The organism is Clostridium chromiireducens (assembly GCF_002029255.1).
GTDB classification, from domain to species: domain Bacteria; phylum Bacillota; class Clostridia; order Clostridiales; family Clostridiaceae; genus Clostridium; species Clostridium chromiireducens.
Genome location: NZ_MZGT01000025.1, coordinates 48848 through 73193, shown reverse-complemented (window position 1 = coordinate 73193; position 24346 = coordinate 48848). Strand labels below are relative to the sequence as shown.

At 29.7% G+C, this 24346-nt stretch carries 22 protein-coding genes; 20 read left to right on the top strand and 2 right to left on the bottom strand.

Annotation, left to right across the window (positions count from 1 at the left end):
• From CLCHR_RS25655 to ymfI, 17 genes are all read left to right on the top strand, one after another.
• A partial coding sequence (locus CLCHR_RS25655) for a transketolase-like TK C-terminal-containing protein (RefSeq protein WP_169896785.1) occupies positions 1–146 on the top strand: 146 nt, incomplete at its 5' end.
• 312 nt (positions 147–458) lie between these two features.
• Positions 459–1079, top strand: coding sequence for a DUF4867 family protein (locus tag CLCHR_RS10750; protein WP_079439771.1), 621 nt, complete (start codon positions 459–461; stop codon positions 1077–1079).
• 353 nt (positions 1080–1432) lie between these two features.
• The gene (locus tag CLCHR_RS10745) at positions 1433–2905 is read left to right on the top strand and encodes an L-fucose/L-arabinose isomerase family protein (RefSeq protein ID WP_079439769.1); all 1473 of its coding nucleotides are present in this window, start codon (positions 1433–1435) and stop codon (positions 2903–2905) included.
• Positions 2906–3447: 542 nt separating this feature from the next.
• Positions 3448–4761, top strand: a complete 1314-nt coding sequence (locus CLCHR_RS10740) for an ABC transporter substrate-binding protein (protein WP_079439766.1) — start codon at positions 3448–3450, stop codon at positions 4759–4761.
• 90 nt (positions 4762–4851) lie between these two features.
• Positions 4852–5751 carry a carbohydrate ABC transporter permease gene (locus tag CLCHR_RS10735; protein WP_079439764.1) on the top strand — a complete coding sequence of 300 codons (900 nt, stop codon included), beginning with the start codon at positions 4852–4854 and terminating at the stop codon, positions 5749–5751.
• Between the two features lie 5 nt (positions 5752–5756).
• Entirely contained in the window at positions 5757–6599 is an 843-nt protein-coding gene (locus CLCHR_RS10730) for a carbohydrate ABC transporter permease (protein WP_079439761.1), read from the top strand.
• Between the two features lie 17 nt (positions 6600–6616).
• A complete protein-coding gene (locus tag CLCHR_RS10725; RefSeq protein WP_242966015.1) occupies positions 6617–8461 on the top strand; it encodes a cache domain-containing sensor histidine kinase in 1845 nt (614 codons plus the stop codon).
• Positions 8446–10008 (top strand): response regulator, encoded by a 1563-nt coding sequence (locus CLCHR_RS10720; protein WP_079439759.1) that lies wholly within the window; start codon positions 8446–8448, stop codon positions 10006–10008. Before CLCHR_RS10725 ends, CLCHR_RS10720 begins: the two co-directional genes overlap by 16 nt.
• Positions 10009–10181: 173 nt before the next feature.
• Positions 10182–10850: a GntR family transcriptional regulator gene (locus CLCHR_RS10715; RefSeq protein ID WP_139376226.1), complete on the top strand. Its 669-nt coding sequence runs from the start codon at positions 10182–10184 to the stop codon at positions 10848–10850.
• Positions 10851–11035: 185 nt separating this feature from the next.
• Positions 11036–11821: a transporter substrate-binding domain-containing protein gene (locus CLCHR_RS10710; RefSeq protein WP_079439757.1), complete on the top strand. Its 786-nt coding sequence runs from the start codon at positions 11036–11038 to the stop codon at positions 11819–11821.
• A 470-nt stretch (positions 11822–12291) separates the two neighbouring features.
• A complete protein-coding gene (locus CLCHR_RS24430; RefSeq protein ID WP_139376225.1) occupies positions 12292–13074 on the top strand; it encodes a transporter substrate-binding domain-containing protein in 783 nt (260 codons plus the stop codon).
• Between the two features lie 15 nt (positions 13075–13089).
• Positions 13090–13752, top strand: coding sequence for an amino acid ABC transporter permease (locus tag CLCHR_RS24425; RefSeq protein ID WP_119366573.1), 663 nt, complete (start codon positions 13090–13092; stop codon positions 13750–13752).
• Positions 13736–14467 carry an amino acid ABC transporter ATP-binding protein gene (locus CLCHR_RS10700; RefSeq protein ID WP_079439755.1) on the top strand — a complete coding sequence of 244 codons (732 nt, stop codon included), beginning with the start codon at positions 13736–13738 and terminating at the stop codon, positions 14465–14467. Before CLCHR_RS24425 ends, CLCHR_RS10700 begins: the two co-directional genes overlap by 17 nt.
• A gap of 443 nt (positions 14468–14910) precedes the next feature.
• Complete coding sequence (locus CLCHR_RS10695; RefSeq protein WP_079439753.1) at positions 14911–15921, top strand: asparaginase; 1011 nt, start codon at positions 14911–14913, stop codon at positions 15919–15921.
• A 167-nt stretch (positions 15922–16088) separates the two neighbouring features.
• Positions 16089–17021, top strand: coding sequence for a metallophosphoesterase (locus tag CLCHR_RS10690; RefSeq protein ID WP_079439751.1), 933 nt, complete (start codon positions 16089–16091; stop codon positions 17019–17021).
• Between the two features lie 29 nt (positions 17022–17050).
• Positions 17051–17986, top strand: coding sequence for a dipeptidase (locus tag CLCHR_RS10685; RefSeq protein WP_079439749.1), 936 nt, complete (start codon positions 17051–17053; stop codon positions 17984–17986).
• Positions 17987–18065: 79 nt separating this feature from the next.
• A complete protein-coding gene (gene ymfI, locus CLCHR_RS10680) occupies positions 18066–18809 on the top strand; it encodes an elongation factor P 5-aminopentanone reductase (RefSeq protein ID WP_079439772.1) in 744 nt (247 codons plus the stop codon).
• Here ymfI and CLCHR_RS10675 read toward each other — a convergent pair.
• Positions 18806–20326, bottom strand: coding sequence for a HAMP domain-containing sensor histidine kinase (locus CLCHR_RS10675; RefSeq protein WP_079439742.1), 1521 nt, complete (start codon positions 20324–20326; stop codon positions 18806–18808). The two genes, ymfI and CLCHR_RS10675, sit on opposite strands and share 4 nt — an antisense overlap.
• A complete protein-coding gene (locus tag CLCHR_RS10670) occupies positions 20323–20997 on the bottom strand; it encodes a response regulator transcription factor (RefSeq protein ID WP_079439729.1) in 675 nt (224 codons plus the stop codon). The genes CLCHR_RS10675 and CLCHR_RS10670 overlap by 4 nt, the downstream gene beginning before the upstream one ends.
• A gap of 541 nt (positions 20998–21538) precedes the next feature.
• On the opposite strand from CLCHR_RS10670, the gene CLCHR_RS10665 reads away from it, so the two are divergent.
• The 3 genes from CLCHR_RS10665 (at position 21539) to CLCHR_RS10655 (ending at position 24342) form a co-directional block, all read left to right on the top strand.
• Complete coding sequence (locus CLCHR_RS10665) at positions 21539–22780, top strand: M16 family metallopeptidase (protein WP_079439726.1); 1242 nt, start codon at positions 21539–21541, stop codon at positions 22778–22780.
• Between the two features lie 44 nt (positions 22781–22824).
• Positions 22825–23463, top strand: coding sequence for a recombination regulator RecX (recX, locus tag CLCHR_RS10660; RefSeq protein WP_079439723.1), 639 nt, complete (start codon positions 22825–22827; stop codon positions 23461–23463).
• A 159-nt stretch (positions 23464–23622) separates the two neighbouring features.
• On the top strand, positions 23623–24342 hold the full coding sequence (locus CLCHR_RS10655) for a transglutaminase-like domain-containing protein (protein ID WP_079439721.1): 720 nt from the start codon (positions 23623–23625) through the stop codon (positions 24340–24342).
• Positions 24343–24346 lie beyond the last annotated feature (4 nt).

The window sequence follows — 24346 nt, the reverse complement described above, 5'->3', positions numbered from 1 at the left end:
GATGGCACAAATATGTAGGTCTTGATGGAGAAGTTATATCATTAGATACTTTTGGAGCATCAGGAAATGCAGAAACATTATTTAAACAATTTGGATTCACAGTAGAAAATGTGGTAGAAAAAGCAGTTAAAGTTGCAGGAAAGTAGTTTAACTAAAAAAGATTAATGTTAATGTTTGATCTGTAAATGTATGGAGTCTATTTGTTAGTTCTTCTAGCAGCAATATTATGAGAAAAAGTGTGTGTAAGAAAAGTAGTGTGAAATAAAGTAAAACTTATCTAGGGTCGTGACACTGTTAACTCCCGCTTTAATAGAAGATGGGAGTGTTACAGTGGCTAGACATCAGATAAAGATTGTATATAAAGTTTAAAATAGAAGAATTCAATAAAGGATACAGTATGTTTATAGGTTTTTACAATAAAAATACCTTGAAATTAAATGGGAGGAAAGACGAAGAGTATGGTTATTAAAAGTGTTACTGACAAAGAATTTAAAAAATATGGACAAATATTAAAGAACTATGACTGTACAGAAATAATCGAAAAAATGAAAAGTACTCCGCTACCAGAAGGAGTAATATACGAACCATCAATTAAAGAGCTTGAAGAATTAAGCATTGCTAAAGAATTACAAGATAGAGAATACGGAGAATTGCCAATACAAATAGGATATTGCAATGGTAACAATTATATGTTAAATGCAGTTGAGTACCATCGTTCATCTGAAATAAATATAGCAGTAACTGATCTTATCTTATTAATAGGTAGTCAACAAGATATTGAAGATGATTATTCATATGATACATCAAAAATTGAAGCATTTAAAGTTCCAGCAGGTACTATAATTGAAGTTTATGCGACTACACTTCACTATGCTCCATGCAATGCAAGTGAAGAAGGATTTAGATGTGTTGTAGTTTTACCTAAGGATACAAATCTAGCTTTAGAAAACAAAGTTGAAAAAGTTGAAGAAGATGCTTTACTTTTCGCTAAGAATAAATGGTTAATTGGTCACAAAGATACTGATCTAGGTGAGCAAGGAGCATTTATAGGTCTAGTTGGAGAAAATATACACCTATAAAAAGAGCGCGTTAGCGCAACCAAGATCATTTCACCTATAAAAAGAGCAGCTATGCTGCAATTCGGATCATTTGACTTATAAAAAGAGCAGCTATGCTGCAATTAATATCATTTGACCTATAAAAAAAGTGCGAAGCATAACAATGATCATATTACATTAAAGAAAAAGCGCTTTAGCGTAACCAAAATCAATTTGATTAAATATAAACTATAAGAAATTAAATAAACTATAAGAAATAATTAAATAAACTATAAGAATTTAATAAATAACTATAAGAATAAATTAAATAAACTGTAAAATAACGAAAAGATTAAAATAGATTAAATAAAAATGATAAAATGGAGGAATTTATTATGAATAATATACCACAAGTAAAATTAGGAATCGTTGCAGTAAGTAGAGATTGTTTCCCAATGGAATTATCAGAAAATAGAAGAAGAGCTGTAGTAGAAGCTTTTAATGGTGAAATTTTTGAATGCCAAACAACTGTTGAAAATGAAAAGGACATGAGAAAAGCTTTAGCAGAAGTTAAAGAAGCTGGAGTAAACGCATTAGTTGTATACTTAGGAAACTTTGGACCTGAAACTTCAGAAACTTTACTTGCTAAAGAATTTGATGGACCAGTTATGTTTGCGGCTGCATCTGAAGAAAGTGGAGATAATTTAATAGGTGGACGTGGAGATGCATATTGCGGAATGTTAAATGCAAGCTACAATTTAGCTTTAAGAAACATAAAAGCGTACATTCCAGAATATCCAGTAGGAACAGCTCCAGAAGTTGCAGGTATGATTTCTGAATTCGTACCAGTTGCAACAGCATTACTTGGATTAAAAAACTTAAAAATTATTGCTTTTGGTCCAAGACCTCAAGACTTCTTAGCTTGTAATGCACCAATTAAGCAATTATATAACTTAGGTGTTGAAATAGAAGAAAACTCAGAACTTGATTTATTTGCAGCATTCAATGCTCACAAAGATGATGCAAGAATTCCAGATGTAATAGCTAGCATGGAAAAAGAATTAGGTGAAGGAAACAAAATGCCTGGTATTCTTCCAAAACTTGCTCAATATGAAATTACATTATTAGATTGGATGGAAGAACATAAGGGTTCAAGAGAATACATTGTATTTGCAAATAAATGTTGGCCATCATTCCAAACACAATTTGGTTTTGTTCCTTGCTATGTAAACAGCCGTTTAACAGCTATGGGAATCCCAGTATCATGTGAAGTTGATATCTATGGTGCATTAAGTGAATACATCGGAACTTGCATAAGCCAAGATGTAGTAACATTACTTGACATAAACAATACAGTACCAGCTGATATGTATGAATCAGAAGTTAAAGGTAAATTTAACTATTCATTAAATGACACATTCATGGCATTCCACTGTGGTAATACAGCAGCTTGCAAATTAACATGCGGTGTTATGAAAAATCAAATGATCATGGCGAGAGCTCTTGAGCCAAATCAAGAACCAAATATAACAAGAGGAACACTTGAAGGAGATATTATCCCAGGAGATATCACATTCTTCAGATTACAAAGTAATGCAGAGGCTGAGCTTACAGCGTATGTAGCACAAGGTGAAGTATTACCAGTTGCAACTCGTTCATTTGGAGCTATAGGAGTATTTGCAATTCCAGAAATGGGAAGATTCTATCGTCACGTATTAGTTGAAGGAAGATACCCTCACCATGGAGCAGTAGCATTTGGACACTTTGGAAAAGCAATTTACAACTTATTTAGATACTTAGGAGTTAAAGAAGTTGGATTTAACCAACCAAAAGGTATGCTTTACAAAACAGAAAATCCATTTGCATAATTTAAACATTTGTTAAGCCTTAAATATTATTAATTAAGGGAAATTAGAAGCAAATATAACTTAGATTACTCTAATTAAAAAGACATTTTAGGCTGAAAGCAGACTTATCATAGCTTTCAGCCTTTAATTTATAAACTTAGTTAAAGTTAAAAGTAGAAAATACAATATTATTAAATAAAAATATACCTCCATAAATTAAGTGTTTTTAAAGAGAAACTATTTAACATGGAGGTTATTTACATGTGAAAAGGAATAATACTTATAAACTAAATATACCCCCACCTTTATACTTGAATTTAAGGTATGTATATAACCTGTGTTAATTATAGGGATAACAAATAGAATAAGTCTATTTGTGTACAAAGTAAATTTATTCAAATGTGAAGAAATTGAAGTTATTATCTAAAAGGTTTTATGAGTAAGATTACAAGAACATATAATATTATATATAAAAGATAAATTATTCAATGTTTATTAAACGTTACCAATGCTAATATATAAGAGTATCAAATATATAATAATTCTAGGGGGTAGAAAGGTATATGAATAAGAATTTAAAAAGGATAGCTTCAGTTATAATGACAGTGGCTATGGTTTCTACAGCGATGATTGGTTGCGGAAATAGTACGTCGCAGGCAAGTGGAGGAGCGGCGTCAGGGAAGACAAAATTAACATTATGGCATATTCAAACATCAACAGCAGCAGATGCAATTAAGGCCTCTGTAAAAAGGTTTATGGAAAAGAATCCTCAATATGAAGTAGAAGTTGTTGATCAGGTTAATGACTCTTACAAACAAAAATTAGCCATGGCAATGAGTTCAAATCAAACTCCAGATGTATTTATTCAATGGGGAGGATCAGGATTAATTGATTATGTAAATTCAAACAAAATTGCGGATCTTACAGACTTAATGAAAAAAGACAACTATAAAGATAAATTTATAGATGCTGGAATTAACCAATGTTCATACAATGGTAAAATCTATGCGGTACCAGTTGAAAACGTATCCGTTGCAGGTTTCTTCTATAATAAAGATGTTTTCGCTAAATATGGAATACAAGAACCAAAAACTATTTCTGAATTAGAAGCTGCATGCGATAAGTTAAAATCTAATGGAGTAACACCATTTGCTTTAGCTAATGCAACAAAGTGGACAGGTTCAATGTACTATATGTATTTAACAACTCGTTTTGGTGGACTTAATGCATTTGCAGATGCAGCATCAGGAAAAGGTAAGTTTGAAAATCCAGCATTTGAATTTGCAGGAAATAAGATTCAAGATTGGGTTAAAAAAGGTTACTTTATAGATGGATTTAATGGTATGGATGATGACAGTGGTCAAGCTAGACAAGCACTATATAAAGGTGACGCAGCTATGGATTTAATGGGATCATGGTTTACAGGTACAGTACTAGGTGAAAACCCAGATTTCATGAGTAAATTAGGATTCTTCGCTTTCCCAGCATTAGATGGTTCAAAAGAAGATCAATCACTTTGTGCAGGAACAGTTGGAGATAACTTATATTCAATTTCAGAAACATGTAAAGACAAAGAAGGTGCTTTTAAATTAATTCAATCATTATTAGATGATCAAGCGCTACAAGATCGTAAAAAATTAGGAAAAATTATTCCACTTAAAGATTTTAAACCAGATGATGCACTAACACAAAAAATTCTAGACACAGTAAATCAAGCAAAAGGAGTTCAATTATGGTATGACCAATACTTACCAGCAGAAGTTGCAGAAGTACACAAATCAACTTGTCAAGAAATATTTGGTTTAACTAAGACTCCACAAGATGCAGATAAAGAATTACAATCAGCTATGGATGCTTATAAAGCAAAAAATAAATAAGTATAGCAACATTAAAAAATAAGTTTGAGCTGTTGCATTATGTAAGAGTTTTGCAGCAGCTCAATAATTATTATAAAGGAGAGAGAAAAAGTGCAATCACAAACTAATAGTTTAGCTAAAAGACGTGCTGCCTCAACAAGAAATGCAGCAATCATATTTCTTGTTCCAGCATTTTTATTTCTAATAATATATATAGCATATCCAATTGTCTATTCTTTCAATTTAAGTTGCTATGATTGGAATGGATTTGCATCAAATAAGGCGTTTGTAGGTTTAAATAACTGGAAAGAACTTATTCTTGATGGTGTTTTCAGAAAAGCTTTCTTAAATAATATTATAATTATGGTTTTATCTATAATTGTTCAATTACCAATTGGTATAGCACTTGCAACCTTCCTAGATTTCGGTGGAAAAAAATTAAATGTGTTTAAAGTAATTTGGTTTATACCAATGTTAATGTCATCTGTTGCAATTGGTTATTTATTTAAATATGCATTAGATGCAAGTAGTGGTATAGTAACTGGTATATCAAAAGCATTGGGTGGACACTCAATAGACTTATTAGGGAACCCTAAAACAGCGCTATTGACCATCACTGTAGCAATATGCTGGCAATTTATCCCGTTTTATATGGTATATTTTCTAGCTGCATATAGCGGTATACCATCAGATTTATATGAAGCGGCGATTATTGATGGAGCTAAGAAAAGTCAATATTTTTGGAGGATAGCACTTCCATTAATGAAACCGGCTATTAAAAGTGCAATTGTATTATCAATGGTTGGATCATTAAAGTATTTTGATCTTATATACGTTATGACGGGTGGAGGACCAGGTAATGCATCAGAACTAATGGCAACATATATGTACAAAAATGCATTTTTATCTCAAAGGATGGGATATGGCTCTGCAATTGCATCAGGAATGTTCATTCTTATAACAATAATATCGTTAATTACAATTAAAACATTAAATAGAAAGGAAGATTGATTATTATGAAGCATAACTTATCAATACAAAAATTATCTATAAAGGCTATCGTGGGAATATTAGCAATAGCTTGGCTTTTTATTACAATAGTTCCTTTTATATTTATGTTACTTGCAGGGTTTAAGCAGCAATTTGAGATGCTTATGGGAAGTGTTTTCGATTTACCAAAAGGTTTATATTTGAAGAATTTCATTGATGTATTTAAAGGAAACATATTTATCTACTTTAAAAACAGTGTATTAGTACTTATAGTTTCATTAGCAATTCTACTATTCTTAAGCGCGTGCGCATCTTATCCATTAGCAAGATTCAAATTTAAGTTAAATAAACCAATTTATGCTATAATAGTAGCGTGTATGTCAGTACCAGTTCATGTAACATTGCTTCCTATATTCCTAATGACAACTAAGATAGGGTTATATGATAGTCCTTGGGCATTAATTGGACCATATGTAGCATTCAATTTACCGATTTCAGTATTTATTCTAGTTACATTTATGCAGGCTATCCCTAGAGAATTAGAGGAAGCAGCTGAAATAGATGGATGTAATAAATATAAAATTTTCTTTAACGTTATGCTTCCTTTAGTTAAGCCAGGCTTAGCAACGCTGGCAATTTATAATGGTGTTGCTATATGGAATGAATTTAGTTTTGCATTGGTTTTAACTCAAACTCTGAAAAATAGGACATTGCCTCTTGCTATATGGGAATATCAGGGACAATATACAATGAATGTACCAATGATTATGTCGGTGTTAACCATTTCTATGTTACCGATGATTATAGCATTTATTTTTGGACAAGATAAATTGATTAAGGGTATGATGGCAGGAGCTGTTAAAGGCTAAGAATATTATGAATATGCATGGAAGTACTATTTCTGATATATACAATAATTATAAAAAAGGATACAGCTATGTATAAAGGATTAAGAAAAATTATAAGTAAGCTGTCTAAAATGAAATTTAATCAGAAAATAACTATATTTTTCATTTTAGCAGTCTTAATTACCAATAGTTTTGTAATTTTTGCAGTTTATCAATTAGCAGGGAAACAAATTACTGAGAAGTCTAGCGGGCTTGTACAAGGACAGTTTGAAACTACAACAGACATTTTAAATATAACTTTAAAAAATATTATTGAAACATCAAATATAATAACAGGAGATAGCAGGGTAAAAGAATTCTTAATGAATAATAAGTTTACGTCAAAGAATTACAATAAAGATACTAGCGATGCTTATTCTTCAGTAAGATATTTCTTAGATTCAAACAGCTATATAGATTATATTTCATTGGTGAAATTTGATGGGCCAGAGTTAATATATGTTGGCGAAACTTGGACGAGTGGTGATTTTAGAACTGAGACTTTAAAAGACTATCAACAAGCAGTGGGAACTAAATTTGGTAATTGCAAAATAAGTATGAAAAGAAAAGTATTTTACCCATATCAGTATGTCCTAAATATCTATCAGCCTATTTATGATAAATATAATTATAATAAATACACTGGGTTTTTGGTTATAGGAATTGGAGAAAAAAGCATTAAAGAATTTTACTCCAATTTAGATAAAGGATTAAGAGTGCAGACTTATTTAACCGATAAAGATGGAGTTATAATATCTAATGAAGATAAATCTTTGATTGGAACTGATAGCTTTTATAAAGATGTATTACAAGGAAAAAGTGGTCAGCAAAAAGTAGGAAATAAGATGGTTATTTATGAAAAATTAGATAATTGGGATTGGTATATGGTAGGAGAGATACCAACAGAATCTATGCTAAAAGATACTAATACAATGATTTTTCTTATTATAACATTAGTTCTGGGAGCGGGGGGGCTTATTAGCTTAGCTTTCTATAAGCTGAGTAATAATTTATATAAGCCAGTGGATGCTCTCGTAAGTACAATGAGAGAGGTTTCTATGGGAAATCTTGAAGTCCGAATGAAACGGGATTATAAAGGAAAAGATTTTAGACAACTGGCAAGCGGATTTAACATTATGATTGAAGAAATTAATATACTTATGTATAGAATAAAAAGGGAGCAAAATGAGATTAAGCAAATAGAGTTAAACAGATTGCAATCTCAAATTAAGCCACATTTTTTATATAACACATTAGAGTGTATCCATTGGCAAGCCTTGTCAGATGGAAATAAAGACGTATCAAGAATGGTAAAAGCGTTAGCAAATTATTACCGTTTATGTTTAAGTAAAGGAAAAGATATTATTCAGCTTTCTCAGGAATTGGCTAATATAGAAAATTATTTAATTATTCAAAATATGAGATATAGTGGTATTGCACAATGCGATATTAACGTAGATGATAAATTTAAAAATGTGCTAATACCTAAGCTTACATTGCAGCCTTTGATTGAAAATTCTATTTACCATGGAATACGAGTTAAAGATGGGTTTAAAGGGGAAATATTTGTTACAGCTGAAGAAAAAGAAAATAAGATAGTTATATCAGTTTCAGATAATGGAGTTGGAATGACGCAGGAGCAAATTGATGAGATTAATAATTCAATATCAGTTTTTGATGAGAAAACAGGCTATGGGTTAAGAAATGTTCATAAGAGAATTGAAATATTATTTGGTAGTGGATATGGGTTATATTATAGAAAAAGTAAATATGGTGGAACTACGGTTGATATTCTATTACCTAAAGGGGAGAATGGTGAGAATAATAAATGTATAAGGCTATAGTTGTAGATGATGAAGAGATGATTCGAAAAGGAATATGTAAGGTGATTCCTTGGGAGAAACTTAAAATAGATACTATTAAAATGGCCTCGTCTGGAATTGAGGCCTTAAGGATTATGGAAGAAGAATCTTTTGATATTATGATCACAGATATTTGTATGAGTGAAATGGATGGATTATCTCTGGTAGAAAAAATAAATTGCTTAAATCCGAGACTTAAAGTTATAGTTCTTACAGGTTATGATAATTTTGAATATGCTAAGAAATGCTGCAAGATGCAAGTTGAGGATTATCTTTTAAAGCCAGTGGATGAAGTAGAGCTTGAAGATACTATTAAAAGATTAATAGGGGAATTAGACAATGAGAAAATTATGAATCATCAACAAAAGATAAATAATAGAATACAAGGTATCACTGAACAACTGAAAATTGAACAGATTATGCAGAACTTGCTTTATGAACGGGTGAAGGCTGATGAAATAAAAAGGGTGCTAGATGAGTATTCTTATAGCGGTGAGCAAATGTTGCAAATTGCTCTAGTTTGCCCAGTTATAGATGATAATTTATCATGGAGACAACATTTTGAATTATTAAATTTGTATATTAAAAATACATGTATAGAATTATTTGATTCTATAAAAGAAGGAGTTACGTTTGAGGATAAAAACAAAAATATAGCAATAGCTATATTTATTAGAGAAGACTTGGAAGAAATTACACTAAGAATAAAACGATTAATTGATTACTTAAAAAATGAGTATGATATAAATCCCAAAGTTATTCTTGGAAGTGCAGTGGAAGGGTTTAATAAAATCAATATTTCATATAATGATGCATGTACTTTGCTAAATAATAAAAGTACATATGGTGGAATTATCACAAAAGAACCTAGAGAGTTAAGGCTAACCTTATTTAATGAAAGGGTGCAGGAATTTCGAAAGAATATTATAGACAATATAGATGACATCGAAAAAGTTATGAGTATCTATGCGTCTTATGAAGATGCGATAGAATTTTATAATTTATCAACTCAATTAGTTAAGAAAACATGTTTTGATATTGGAGGAGGAGTTTATTTCTCTTATATGATGGAGAAAGGCTTAGTATCAGACAATAAATTAAATTCTTTATTAATTTCTCTGCAAAATTGCGAGAGGAATGATGCCATAAGAATCACAAGAGACTTTATCATGCAAATACTTCAAGCAGATATAGGAGAAAGCCATGAAATTATAGGGAAAGCGAAATTATATATAAAAGATCACTTAAATGAAGATATCTCTGTTTATAGTATTGCGGAAATGTTATACTTAACTCCAACTTATTTCTCCAAGCTATTTAAACAAAGTACGGGAGAAGGCTGTAATAATTATATAATACGCAAAAGAATTCAAAGAGCGAAATCATTATTAGAAACAACGAGTATGAAAACTGGTAAAATAGCAACATTAGTAGGATATAATGATACAAATTATTTTTCATTAGCATTTAAGAAACAGACAGGAATGTCACCGACAGAGTTTAGAGAAAAAGCAGGGAGATATTATTAACTTATAAATTTATAGAAAATTTTTTTGTTTATATAAAAAATTAAATAATAACTTGACAAGCTGTATTTTGTTGAAATATAATTATAGAAGATAAAGCAATGGAGCATTTATTTAATATAGGTGTTTTATTGCTTTTTTTTATTTACTATTACTGATATATCAGTGGGATTTCAGTGAAGGGGGAGATAAATCTGTGTCAAGTTGAGAAATCATATGCTAAAGAGATATATAGGCAAATTAAATTAGATATTTTAAATCTAAAAATAAAAGATGGAGATTTTCTTACATTAGCTGAATTAGCGGACAAGTACAGTGTGAGCAAAACGCCTGTGAGAGACGCATTAGGTGCATTGGAAATTCAAGGATACCTTAAGTCACTTCCTAGAAAGGGTTATCTAGTAAAGCCGGTTACACAGAGGAATATTAGGGAATCTTTTCAAATGAGATTTATATTTGAAAAAGCAGCTGTCAACTTAGCTGTTAAAGTAGCTGATGACTTAGAGCTAGAGAGCATATTGCAATTGGCAATGAAATTTCCGGACGGTTCACAAAAAGGCAACATAGCTGAATTTAATGAATTAAATGATATGTTTCATATGTCAATTATTAGGGCAGCTCATAATTCATTATTAATTGAAATGTCTGAAGGAATCATGGAAAATCTTTCACGAATTCTTATGATGGATTCTAAAAATTTAGAATTTATAAACGAAAAAGAAGAACATATAAAGATAGCAAAAGCACTGATTGCAAGAGATAGTAAAAAGGCAGAGGAATTAATAACAGAACATATTACGCATTTAGAGGCAAGGGTTTATATAAATGAAAGCATAATAGTATAACATGATAAACTTAGGGTAAAACTATTGTATAAGTATAAATTATATAATACTTATATAAAAAATATATAAATATAATGATCTATATGCATAAGTTAATAGAGTTTTTAGCTTGTAAAAGCAAAAATATAAATAGCAACAAAAACTTTAGAAAAATTTATCTAATTATTTTCAAGGGGGAATAAATAATGAATAAAAAATCGTTAGTAGGAATTTTATTAGCATCAGTAATGTCAATTGGAATATTGGGAGGTTGTGGTTCATCAAATAATGATTCGTCAAAAAGTGCTGATGGAAACAAAAAGTATATAATTGCTTGTGATGCAAAATATGCACCATTTTCATTTGAAGAAAGTGGAAAGTACAAAGGTATAGACGTAGAACTTTTAGATGCGATTGCTAAAGAAGAAAAATTTGAGTATGATTTAAAGCCAATGGACTTTGATGGAATTATTCCAGGTATAACATCTAATCAATTAGATGGGGCTATTGCGGGAATGAGTATTACAGATGAAAGAAAACAAACTTTAGATTTTTCTGATGGATATTTTGTATCAGGATTATCATTGGTTGTTAATAAAGATAACGCTTCAATTAATGGGGTGAATGATTTAAAAGGCAAAAGTGCCTCAATTAAAAAAGGAACAGCAGGTTCTAAATTTGCAGAAGATAATGCAGAAAAATATGGATTAAAATTAAATTACTTTAATGACTCTCCATCAATGTTCCAAGCAGTTGAAAACGGAAATGCTGATTTCTTATTGGAAGATTTTCCTGTTATCGCTTATAAGATTAAAGTTGATAGCGGTGCAAAATTAAGAATTGCAGGAGAAAAATTAACAAATGTTGATTATGGATTTGCTGTTAAAAAAGGATCAAATGCAGATCTTTTAAAGAAATTTAACGAAGGCCTTAAAAAATTAAAGGACAATGGACAATATGATAAGATAGTTGGTCAATATATAGGCAAATAATACATTTGGTAAATGAAAATACAACTCATGCAAAATAGAATTTGAGTTATAATAAAAGTTAAAAAGCTATAAGTTTAGGATAATGAAATTTCTGATTTATAGCTTTTTCTTCTTTAAAATATCAAATTATGCATGAAAATATACAAAAATAATGGAAAATGTATGAAAACTAAAAATGAAGGAAAGTGTGAGACTTGATTCATATATTAGAAAAAATTGATATTAAGAGATACATCTTAAAAATTCAAATTCAACTGTAAAAGTAAGATGTATAAAGGAAAATCGTTTTTGAAACATAAATAATCAGGCTTTGTTCCCGAGGTGATTTGTTGACAGTTTTTGAATTGGATTATATAATAAGTTTCATAAAGGATAAAAATAATTGTGAAATTTATTGAGGAAAAATTGTATTTATACAATAGATTTGATTTATTAACTACAACTAAATAATTGCAAAGGAGCAAGATGAGATGAACAAAAAATCATTAGTAAGTATTTTATTAGTATCAGTAATGTCAATAGGATTATTGGCAGGCTGTGGAGCATCAAAAGGCGATACAGCAGCTGAGGGAGGAAATAAAAAATATATAATTGCATGTGATGCAAAGTTTGCGCCGTTCTCATTTGAAGAAGGCGGAAAATACAAAGGCATAGATGTAGAACTTCTAGATGCAATTGCTAAGGAAGAAAAATTTGAATATGATTTAAAGCCAATGGACTTTAATGGAATAATTCCAGGACTTACGTCTAACCAATTAGATGGAGCTATAGCTGGGATGAGCATAACAGAAGAAAGAAAACAATCTTTAGATTTCTCAGATGGATACTTTGTATCAGGATTATCAGTGGTTGTTAATAAAAATAATGCGTCAATTAATGGGATAGATGACTTAAAAGATAAGAGTGTTTCAGTTAAAAAAGGTACAGCAGGGTCTAAATTTGCTGAAGACAATGAAGCAAAATACGGATTGAAATTAAGTTATTTTGAGGATTCTCCGTCAATGTTCCAAGCTGTTGAAAATGGAAATACTGATTTCTTAATGGAGGACTATCCAGTTATCGCATACAAGCTTAAAGTTGATAACGGTGCAAAACTAAAAATTGTTGGAGATAAATTAGATACTGTTGACTATGGATTTGCGGTAAAAAAAGGTGTAAATGCAGATCTACTAAAGAAATTTAATGATGGACTTAAAAAGTTAAAAGAAAACGGAAAGTATGACGAAATCGTCGGACAATATATAGCAAAATAGTAAGGAGAATGAAAAATGCAAATCTTTCAATTGCTAAAAGACAGCTTCCCAAGTCTGCTCAGTGGACTTGGGATAACTATAGAAATTGCAGTAATATCACTAATATTGGCTGTAATATTTGGAATAATATTGGGTATATTTAGCATAAGTACTTCAAATATATTAAAAAGTATAGCGACAACATATATTTACATAGTTCGTGGAACCCCACTTATGGTTCAAGCTTTATTTTTATATTTTGGTATTGGACAAGCGCTAAATGTAAGATTTGATCCTATTGTTGCGGGAATAATAACTCTTACGGTTAACGCAACAGCTTATATGGCTGAAATTTTCAGAGGTGGAATTCAAGCAGTAGATCATGGTCAAATGGAAGCAGCAAGAAGCTTAGGTCTTAGCTATTCAAAAGCTATGAGAAAAGTTGTTTTACCGCAGGCGGTTAAAATAATGATTCCATCTATATTAAATCAATTTATCGTTACATTAAAAGATACATCTATTTTAACTGTTATAAGTATAAGGGAATTAACATCAGCAGGACAAATTATAATTGCCAGAAACTTTAAATCACTTGAGATGTATGCAATTGTAGCCTGTATGTATTTTATAGTAATTACATTATTAACTTTAGCATCACGTTATATAGAAAGGAGATTAGGCAATGGTAATAAGCGCTAAGAATCTCAAAAAACATTACGGACAATTAGAAGTACTTAAAGATATATCAGTAGACGTGACAGAAGGAGAAGTTCTTTGTATTATAGGGCCTTCTGGATCTGGTAAAAGTACTCTGCTAAGATGCTTAAATGGGTTAGAGGAAATACAATCTGGAAGTATTAATATATTAGGGCAAGAGCTTGTAAATAATAAAAATATTAATAAATTAAGAGAAGAGATAGGAATGGTATTCCAATCATTCAATCTATTCCCTCATTTAACAGTACTTGAGAATATGTTGCTTGCACCTTTAGAATTAAAGAAGATGAGCAAAAACGAAGCAACTGAAAAAGCTATTTCTTTATTAGAGAAAGTTGGATTAAAAGATAAGAAGGATGTTTATCCTAACACTTTATCAGGTGGTCAAAAGCAAAGAGTTGCGATTGCTAGAGCACTTGAAATGAATCCAAAGATAATGCTTTTTGATGAACCAACATCAGCACTAGATCCAGAAATGGTTGGAGAAGTTCTTAAAGTTATGAAAGACCTAGCACAAGAAGGTATGACTATGGTTATTGTAACTCACGAAATGAACTTCGCTAGAGATGTATCTGACAGAGTTATTTTTATGGATCAAGGATATATATTAGAAGAAGGACCGCCAGAAGAGATATTTACAGCACCTACAAGTGATAGATGTAAAGAATTCCTAGATAAAGTTATTAACGCTAATTAATATTAATCTATAAGAAAGAGCGATAGATTTGTTTTAAGTTGTTAAGCTTATAGAGCTCAATTTTAAAATGAAATTTATACAATAATCATCAACCGAAAGAAAGGATATTCTAATTGTTCGGTTGCAAAAGAAATGTGACAGTGGGATTTTGGATTTAATATATGAATGGATTTAGTGCACAGCTAAGCATAGTTTATGCGAATTCAAAAATATATCTATCCATAAAAGATACCCATAGTTATGTATTTAATGCAACAGTGTACAAGAGAATATCCTTTACTTGTTGAATATGAAATTAAAATAAGAAAGAGCTAATCTATAATAGAGTTTATGTGTTATACTATAATAAAAAATAGGAATGATTTAACTAATCTAAATGATTTATATAGGATTATATGTCCTATTTTGTTTAAATTACTATATGCAACTTAGGAGGGGAAAAAATGATAACTATTAACCCTAAAAAACCTGGACTTAAGAATATAATTATTTTAGCAACTGGAGGAACTATTGCTGGTACAGGCGAAGAAGGAAAGACAACAAATTACCAAGCAGGTAACTTAGATATAGATACGTTAGTTAGTAGTGTGTCTAATATTGATAAGATAGCTAATATATATGGTGAGCAAATTGCTAATGTTGATAGCAATGATATAACTATCGATCATTGGTTAACTCTTGCTAACAAAATAAACGAACTTTCAAAACAAGATGATATAGATGGATTTGTAATAACGCATGGAACTGATACTTTAGAAGAAACGGCATATTTTTTAGATCTAACAGTGAAAACTAACAAACCGGTCGTAATAACAGGAGCTATGAGGCCTTCAACAGCAACTAGTGCTGATGGACCACTAAATTTATACCAATCAGTTGCACTGGCAGCTAGTGAATTATCTATAGGTCATGGATGTATGGTTGTTTTTTCGGATGGTATATATAGTGGAAGAAATGTTCAAAAGGTTAATACGTTTAAAACAAATGCATTTAATTCAATAGAATTTGGCTGTCTTGGTTATATGAGAGATAATGTTCCTTATTTCTTTAATAAATCAATAAAACCACACACTGTTGATTCACAATTTGATATTTCAGGGTTGAATAAACTACCTGTGGTATCTATTGCATATTTCAATATAGATGCTGATCCGCTTATTCTCGATTATCTTGCAGAAAGATCTGAGGGAGTTGTAATTGCAGGTGCAGGAAGTGGAACTTTTAGTTCTAACTGGTTGAATGAGATTAAGAACTTAGAAGAAAAAGGCATACCTGTTGTAAGATCCTCAAGGATAGGAAGTGGAATTATACTAAGGGATGAAACTATGGATAGATATATTAATTGTATTCCAAGCTATACATTATCACCTCCCAAAGCAAGAATTTTACTATCTTTGGCATTAACTAAAACAAAAGATTTTTCGGAGATTGGGAAGATCTTCTCTGAATATTGATAGAATAAATAATTGCAAATATATATAAGTTAAATAAAAAGATGGAGTTGATTTAAAGATTATCTTCATCTTTTAATTTTTTAATTAATAATATATAAAATATCAACTCTAACTAAATCTTCATATAATGAATAGAATTAATATAAATTATATGGAGTTGCTGTTGTATGAGTGAACATTGTAGTAAAGATAAGAATTTTATTAGTAAGTTAATGAAGAAAGCAAATATTATTGAATTTGATAATTCTTCTAAAATAGTTATAATAAGTGACTCTCATAGAGGAGATGGAGGATATGCAGATTCTTTAAGACAAAATAGAAATATTTATAAAGCGGCCCTTGGATTTTATTATGAAAATGGATATACTTTAATTGAACTAGGCGATGGAGATGAATTATGGAAAAATAAAGACTGTTTAGATATCGCATATATGTATAAAGATATCTTTGCTATTTTAAATGATTTTAATTACGATAATCGTTTATGTCTAGTTTTTGGAAATCATGACATAGTTAAATCAAATCCAGAATATATAAAAAGGCAGGAGCAGTTATTTGAAAATGCAGGTGGTGGATTTGGACGTGAAATGATTAGCCTTTATACAGATGTTACATTTTATGAAAGTGTTATACTAAGATATATGCCTTTAAAAGAAGATATACTAGCATTTCATGGTCATCAAGTTGATTTTATTAATTGCGACTTATGGAAGGAAAGCAGATTTTTAGTAAGATATGTATGGAGATTTTTAGAGGGAGTCGCTGGTTTTAAGTCTCCAACAAGTCCAGCCAATAATTATAATAAAGGTACTAAAATAGATCATATGCTTGAAAAAGTAGCGAGAAGAGAAAAAAAGATACTTATTTGTGGACATACGCATAATGATATTTTTCCTGAACCCGATGAAGGTCTTTACTTTAATGATGGATGTTGTGTATTTCCATCAGCAGTAACGTGTATTGAATTAACTAATGGCGAAATTTCTTTAGTTAAATGGCAGGTTGAGGTTAATAAAGATATTTTGTATATCAACAAAACGGTAACTGGAGGACCGGAAAAATTACAAAAATATTTTGATTTTGCAAGACAATTATTATAGAAAAATGTTACGAGTTAGGAGGAATGAAAATGAAGTTTATAGACTTGCATTGTGATACAGCAAGTAAAATATTTTATGATAATCTGGATTTTAAAAGTGAACTATGCAGTTCTAATATAACGAATTTAAAAAAAGGCGGAAGTTTAGGGCAAGTCTTGGCTTTTTTTGTAAACCAAGAATTAAATGAAGACCCATATGAGGAATTTCTAAAAATTTATAATAGATTTATAATAGAAATTGAAGATAATAAAAATGAAGTTGAAATTGTAAGAAATATAAAAGAATTAAGAGAAGCAGAAGCTTTAGGGAAAATAGGAGCATTTTTTTCAATTGAAGAAGGGGAAGTTATTAAAGGAAGCATAGAAAATTTAAAGAAAGTCTATGAAAAAGGAATAAGGATACTAACAATAACTTGGAATTTTAAGAATCAATTAGGATACCCTAATTTTAACTACGCATATAGGAACAATGGACTAACGAGCAAAGGAATAGAGGTGGTTGAAGCATGTGAGAGTTTAGGGATAATACCAGACGTTTCACATTTATCTGATGCTGGGTTTTATGATATGACTAAGATTTGTGAAAAGCCATTTATAGCATCTCATTCTAATGCAAGGGCTATTACAAATCATCCTAGGAATCTAGATGATAATATGATAAAATTATTAGCTGAAAAAGGCGGGATAATGGGAGTGAATTTTTGTGCGGATTTTCTGGGAAATAAAAGCACAGCTACAATAGATGAAATGTTGTCTCATATAAAACACATAAGAAATGTTGGAGGAATAGATATATTAGCACTTGGAAGTGACTTTGATGGTATACACAATGAAGTTGAAATTAAAGATGCTTCAGAATTTGATAAATTATATAGTGCTCTTGAGAAAAATAATTTCAAAGAATCTGAAATTGAAAAGATATTTTTTAAAAATGCAATTAGGGTTTTTAAAGAGACGTTAAAATAATTAATATATAAGTATAAGAGAAAAAGAGGTGAGTTTTAGGAGAGATTTAACGGATAGGTTTTATATCTCTCTAGAAATTATGAATAGATTAACTGGTAAGGTTGCATTGGTTACAGGTGCATCAAGAGGAATCGGAAGAGCCATTGCTATTGAGCTTTCAAAGCAAGGCGCAAGTGTAGTAATTAATTATTCTAAAGATGATGAAGGAGCTAAAGAGACACTTGAAGAAATAAAAAAAATAAATGGATATGGAATTATAATAAAAGGTGATATATCGTCTTTTGAAAAGTGTAAGGAAATAGTTCAAGAAATCTTAGTGTCTATGGGAAAAATAGATATACTAATAAATAATGCAGCAATAAGTCAAATAGGATTATTTATAGATGCCACAGAGGATGATATTCAACAAATTATGAATATTAATTTATTAGGTACCGTCTATATAACAAGACATGTGCTTGAAAATATGATTTCAAGAAAAAGTGGGAACATAATAAATATTTCTTCAATGTGGGGGGAAGTAGGTGCTTCTTGTGAAGTGTTATATTCAACTACAAAAGGTGGTTTGAATTTATTCACGAAAGCTTTAGCGAAGGAAGTAGCCCCTTCAAACATAAGAGTAAATTGCATCTCACCAGGAGTTATAGATACTAAGATGAATTCATTCTTAGGAGAAGAAGAAAGGAAATCCTTAGAAGAAGAAATTCCACTAGGAAGATTTGGAGTTCCTAGTGAAATAGGAAAACTAGCAGTATTTCTATGCAGTGATGATTCGTCATATATTACGGGACAAATTATCAGAGCAGACGGTGGTTTTCTTTAATATTCTTCATTTTCTTCTGATGATACTATTTTTTCTAAATAAAAGTAAAATTCTACTCCTCCATTTATGTTCTGTAAATTAAATTCGCTATTATGAAGGCGTAATATATTCTTTACTATTGATAAGCCTATTCCTGTGCTATTTTTTTGAGTTCTTTCCCTAGATTTATCCATTCTATAGAACTTATCAAAAAGCTTGCTTATTTCTGCATCAGGAATAGTAACCCCCATATTTTGAACAGATATTTTAAATTTATCCAAACCTTCTTCAATTGATATATTTATATCATTACGTGGAGGAGTATATTTAATTGCATTAGTTATAATATTTGTTAAGACTTGCTCCATTTGAAATGGATCTGCATAAACGTAACTATAAGGAGTAGAGGAATTAAATTTCACATTAAATTTATTTTCTTCAAATTCTGGTGTATGTTTCTTCAATATTTTTGTAATTAATCTATTTATGTTGAAATCTTCATAATTTGGTTTTATAGTACCAGACTCGAGTTTTGAAAGCTCTAACATATTGGTAACTAATACACTCATTTTTTTAGATTCATCAATTATAGTTTCCAAATACATTTTGGCATCATCGCCAGATACAATTCCATCTTTAAGACCTTCGGCATACCCCTCGATTATGCCGATAGGAGTTTTAAGTTCATGACTGACATTAGAAATAAAATCTTTTCTCATATCCTCTAGTTGTCTTTCTTTTTCAATATCATGTTCTAATTTTGAATTTTTTTGTTGTAAATCTAATAGAGCATCCTGAAGATTTTTGGACAAAAAGTTTAAAGATTTAGCAAGGCTTCCTATCTCATCTTCTCTTTTAGTTTCACAAACTTCAGTAAAGTTCATATGAGATATTTTATTTGCAGCATGAGTTAAATTTACTAGGGGTTTAGATATTAAATTAGAACAAATTAATGATAATACTACTGAGATAACAATTAAGCCTAAAAATAGGTATATAAAGAACTCACTCATTACTTCTGAAGCTTCTTGTATTGGTTGAATAGAAGATACACAAAAGATAAGACTATCATTTTTATTCATTAAGGACATTGGGCTTACTACTCCAATTTTTTTTAGTCCACTGCTTTCATTATCAAAACTTTTATATCTTGGCTGAGAGTATTTAAGGGCTTGGTTTATTAAGTCTTTATCATTTACTAGTTCTGAAGCAAAATTAGTAAAGCTATCAAAGCTTTCTTTATTGCCATAAATATTATTTGAAATATACTTAATATCTCCATTTAATGAAGTAATAACAATTTGAGCATTATTGTCATCTTCAAATTTTTGAAGAGCCTTGTATAAAGCCTGATCACTATCGATATGCATTGAATATAAATCATTAAATTTATTTACTTCTCTAATTAATGATACAGTTTTTTTATAAGAATAAAAATTTTCAAAGAAAAATGCTTGTGCCAAATAAGTCATATACATTAGCGCAATAATTAGCGATAAAGTTATGCTAAATAATCTTTTTGATAAACTTTTTTTCATTCTTTTACCTCGAATTTATATCCACTGCCACGAACCGTAATTATATAGTTGGCTTTGTCTAATAATTTTTCTCTAAGCCTTTTAACATTGGTATCAACTGTACGGATGTCACCATAGTAGTCCACTCCCCATACATTATCTAAAATATTATCTCTGCTTAATGCAATTCCTTCATTTGTAATTAAGTATATTAAAAGTTCATATTCTTTTGGTGATAATATAACTTCTTTTCCATCAATTTTTACTTCGTGAGAAAGCTTATTGACAGTTAGACCATTAAAGTCCTGAGAGCTTGAGTCTAAGTCATCTCTGGTCCTCTTTAGCAAGGCTTTAACTTTGGCGATTACAATTTTAGGACTGAAGGGTTTTGTCATATAATCATCGGCACCGTAGTCATATCCTTGTAATTTATCTTCTTCCTCACCTTTAGCAGTAAGAAGAATCACAGGAACTGTTGAAACTTCTCTTAATTTTTCAAGCATTGTTAACCCATCCATAACAGGCATCATTATATCTAAAAGCACTAAATCAATTTTTTGAGTGCTAAACATGTATAAGCCTTCTTCACCATTTGATGCTTCAAAAACGTTAAAATCTTCTTTCATTAAGTAATCTCTAAGTAAAAATCTAATTCTTAATTCATCTTCTACAATTAAGATGGATTTTCTCATTGCAACTCATCTCCTTATTTTGAAATAAACAATATAATAATAAATCTATATTTTCTAATTAAATATGTAAAATTCATTAAATATAATAAAAATTTTCTTATATTAATAATAACCTATAAATAAGGCAAATATATTACAACTATCTATTTATAAAGCTTTAAGTATTTAGTTTTTTACATATATAAACAATAATGATTTTAATTATAAATTATTTATTTAGATTTGACATATACTTTGACATTAATTAAATTATAATATAATTTTGCAATTTAATTAATATACTTTCTTATAGATATTATAATTGATTGCAAGATAAAAAAATATATTCCAGGCTAAAAATAAGAAACGCTTATGACAAGGAGCACGATAGTAATGATTTTATTAGAAAGTATAGGAATATATTTTTAACTTGTGATATTATTATAGAAGAAAGATTTTATTATATAATGTTAAGGAAGAGATTTTTATTAATTATTAGAAAGAACATAAAAAAGTTTCTTACGAAGCCAAAAGATTAATGATACAATTAGGAGAATAATGAATGGTAAAATTAAATTTTGATGTGAAAAGGCATACTCTAACAAATGGCCTAGAAGTGATAACTATAAAAAAGGATACCCAGCTTGCTGCCATAAATATAGGGATTAAAGTTGGAGCACTATATGAAAGTATAAAGGAAAAAGGAATTAGTCACTTTATTGAACATGCTTTATTTAAAGGCACAAAAAATAGAAGTGATGAGGAACTTAATGAAGAATTAGAAGCATTAGGTGGCGAATATAACGCGTATACAGATTATGATGCAACTGTATATACTATAAGTTGCTTGATGGAAGAGTTTGAAAATGCAGTAGAACTTTTGGGGGATATGATAATAAACCCAACGTTTGATAAAAAAGAGATAGAGAAGGAGAGAGGCGTAATACTATCTGAAATAAGAATGGGTAAGGACGATATTGAAGACTTTAGCTTTAAAAATGTAAATAAAATTGCGTTCAATAATAGTCCTCTTAAATATGAAGTAACTGGACTTGAAGAAAATGTTTCAAGATTTTCTAGAACAGAGATACTATCATATTATAATAAATACTATACTCCTAAAAATTCTTTATTAACCATGGTCTCATCATTAAACCATGAGGATGCAATTAAATTAGTAGAAATGCATTTTGAAGAATGGAAGGGAGAAAAACCTGATCCTATTAATATCATAAAGGAAAAAAATGAGGAAAAATTAGAAATAAGTTATAAAAAAGATATCGAACAAAGTACTATAGTATATCTATATACTTTCAATGATATAAGTAAAGCAGATGAGCTGCCATTAAGAATACTGAACCACAGACTTGGAGAGAGCTCAAACTCCTTGCTATTTAGAGAAATTAGAGAAAATAGAGGCTTAGCTTATGATATTTACACTCATTTAGAAATTACAAATAATATTAAAACTCTTTATATATATACTGCAGTTAGTGAAGAGAATGTTGATGAAGCTAAGCAAGCAATTGATGAAACATTAAAAAATATAACTGAAGGAAAAATTCAAATTGGAGAAAAAGATTTAGATATAATGAAGAAAGTCCATAAGACGGCAGTGATATCCACACTAGAAGATTCTTCAGAGTTATGTAATTATATGCTTCATCAAGCCTTGGAAGATGAGGATATTTTTGAATTTGTTAAAGATATGCATAGATTAAATACAGTAGATACAGTTAAAATTAATGAAGTGGGAAAAAAGGTTTTAAAAAATCCAACAATCCATATATTAAAATCAAATTAACCTATAATAAATGTAATTATAGAAAAAGGTGAAAATAAATAATCATGGCTAAGATAACAAAGATAGAAGTTCAAAAGAGGAATAAAGAGAGAGTTAATTTATTTTTAGATGATGAATATGCTTTCTCTATATCAGCAGAACTGGTTTATAAGGAAGGTCTTAAAGTAAATAAAGAAATAAATTTTGAAGAAATAAAATCATTAGCTGAAAATGAAAGTTTCATTAGATGTAAAGAAGCAGCACTCCGAAGTATTGAAAAGGCATATAAAACAGAAAAAGAAATAAGAGATAAATTAAGATTAAAAGGATACGAAGAAAATGCTATTGATTATAGCATAGAATTTTTAACAAAATATAATTTCTTAAATGATAAAAATTATGCAAAAGCCTTTATAAAAGACAAATTAAAATCAATGGGAAGCCAAAAAATTAAATATTCCTTGATTCAAAAAGGGGTTTCCAGAGATATTATAGATGAAGAACTTTATGATTTAGACAAAGAGAATGAAAAAAATATTGCATTGAATATTGCAAAGAAAAAACTTAATTTAATCAAAGGCAAAGAAAGTGACAATTATAAAATTTCTGGTAAATTATTTAGATACTTGATTTCAAAAGGATATGGAGCTGATATTACCAATGAGGTGGTAAAGGAGATCATGCTTTTAGAGGAGTTTGAATAATAAGGAATAACAGGTATTACCATAATATAAACATAGAATGGTATTTTTAATATGGCCAGTGATATTATTTTTGGTATAATAAGAATATAAATTAGAAGAAGGCATAATCAAATTCTTTCATGTGCCTAAGGCAAAGATAATTATCTGTGGAGGAAAGTTATGAAGGAAAATAAATTTTTACTCATAATTACTGGAGTTATATCAGGCTGTATTCAGATAAGCGTAGTAATTGGAATGTTAGTTCTTCCCAATATATTATTTAATTCAGAATCTACAAACTCATTTTCTGAAAATGAAATTACTAAAGAACAATCAACGAGCAAATATAATAAAAGCCAACTTACAAAATTTTTTACAAATAGGCAATTAAATAAAAATGGATCTTCTAAGGAAATAGTAATTTATAATGGAGTAACAATTGATGAGGGAATACAATCAAATGAAGATATTGATAATAAAGCAGAGGAGTTAACTCAAAATGCTACAAGTGATAGAGAGAGAGCAAGAATTCTATACACTTGGGTAGGGAGTAACATAAAATATGATGATGATAAAGCCAATAAGGTTTTATATGAAAAGGACATTCGCCAGATGCCAGAAAGTGGCGCAATCAATGCTTTTGAAGGTAGAACTGGAATATGTTTTGACAAAGCATGTCTTTATGTAGCTATGTCAAGAGCTATAAACCTCAAAGTAAGGTTAATAGGAGGACAGGCATTTGATGGACATCAGTATGTAGGGCATGCATGGAATCAAGTTTATTTAAATGATGAAAATATTTGGATAAATGTAGATTCAACCTTCTATGATGGAGGTAATTATTTTGATTCCAACTTATTTAAAAATCATAATGTTGAAGAAATTGTTGGCGAATGGTAAAAAA

What these genes read in the sequence shown, in the direction of transcription:
- recX (WP_079439723.1), top strand. Translation starts at nt 22,825, where the DNA reads ATGGCTAAGATAACAAAGATAGAAGTTCAAAAGAGGAATAAAGAGAGA.
- CLCHR_RS10695 (WP_079439753.1), top strand. Translation starts at nt 14,911, where the DNA reads ATGATAACTATTAACCCTAAAAAACCTGGACTTAAGAATATAATTATT.
- CLCHR_RS10670 (WP_079439729.1), bottom strand. Translation starts at nt 20,997, where the DNA reads ATGAGAAAATCCATCTTAATTGTAGAAGATGAATTAAGAATTAGATTT.
- CLCHR_RS10745 (WP_079439769.1), top strand. Translation starts at nt 1,433, where the DNA reads ATGAATAATATACCACAAGTAAAATTAGGAATCGTTGCAGTAAGTAGA.
- ymfI (WP_079439772.1), top strand. Translation starts at nt 18,066, where the DNA reads ATGAATAGATTAACTGGTAAGGTTGCATTGGTTACAGGTGCATCAAGA.
- CLCHR_RS10710 (WP_079439757.1), top strand. Translation starts at nt 11,036, where the DNA reads ATGAATAAAAAATCGTTAGTAGGAATTTTATTAGCATCAGTAATGTCA.
- CLCHR_RS10730 (WP_079439761.1), top strand. Translation starts at nt 5,757, where the DNA reads ATGAAGCATAACTTATCAATACAAAAATTATCTATAAAGGCTATCGTG.
- CLCHR_RS24425 (WP_119366573.1), top strand. Translation starts at nt 13,090, where the DNA reads ATGCAAATCTTTCAATTGCTAAAAGACAGCTTCCCAAGTCTGCTCAGT.
- CLCHR_RS10655 (WP_079439721.1), top strand. Translation starts at nt 23,623, where the DNA reads ATGAAGGAAAATAAATTTTTACTCATAATTACTGGAGTTATATCAGGC.
- CLCHR_RS10665 (WP_079439726.1), top strand. Translation starts at nt 21,539, where the DNA reads ATGGTAAAATTAAATTTTGATGTGAAAAGGCATACTCTAACAAATGGC.
- CLCHR_RS10720 (WP_079439759.1), top strand. Translation starts at nt 8,446, where the DNA reads ATGTATAAGGCTATAGTTGTAGATGATGAAGAGATGATTCGAAAAGGA.
- CLCHR_RS10725 (WP_242966015.1), top strand. Translation starts at nt 6,617, where the DNA reads ATGGAAGTACTATTTCTGATATATACAATAATTATAAAAAAGGATACA.
- CLCHR_RS10675 (WP_079439742.1), bottom strand. Translation starts at nt 20,326, where the DNA reads ATGAAAAAAAGTTTATCAAAAAGATTATTTAGCATAACTTTATCGCTA.
- CLCHR_RS10750 (WP_079439771.1), top strand. Translation starts at nt 459, where the DNA reads ATGGTTATTAAAAGTGTTACTGACAAAGAATTTAAAAAATATGGACAA.
- CLCHR_RS10685 (WP_079439749.1), top strand. Translation starts at nt 17,051, where the DNA reads ATGAAGTTTATAGACTTGCATTGTGATACAGCAAGTAAAATATTTTAT.
- CLCHR_RS24430 (WP_139376225.1), top strand. Translation starts at nt 12,292, where the DNA reads ATGAACAAAAAATCATTAGTAAGTATTTTATTAGTATCAGTAATGTCA.
- CLCHR_RS10740 (WP_079439766.1), top strand. Translation starts at nt 3,448, where the DNA reads ATGAATAAGAATTTAAAAAGGATAGCTTCAGTTATAATGACAGTGGCT.
- CLCHR_RS10690 (WP_079439751.1), top strand. Translation starts at nt 16,089, where the DNA reads ATGAGTGAACATTGTAGTAAAGATAAGAATTTTATTAGTAAGTTAATG.
- CLCHR_RS10700 (WP_079439755.1), top strand. Translation starts at nt 13,736, where the DNA reads ATGGTAATAAGCGCTAAGAATCTCAAAAAACATTACGGACAATTAGAA.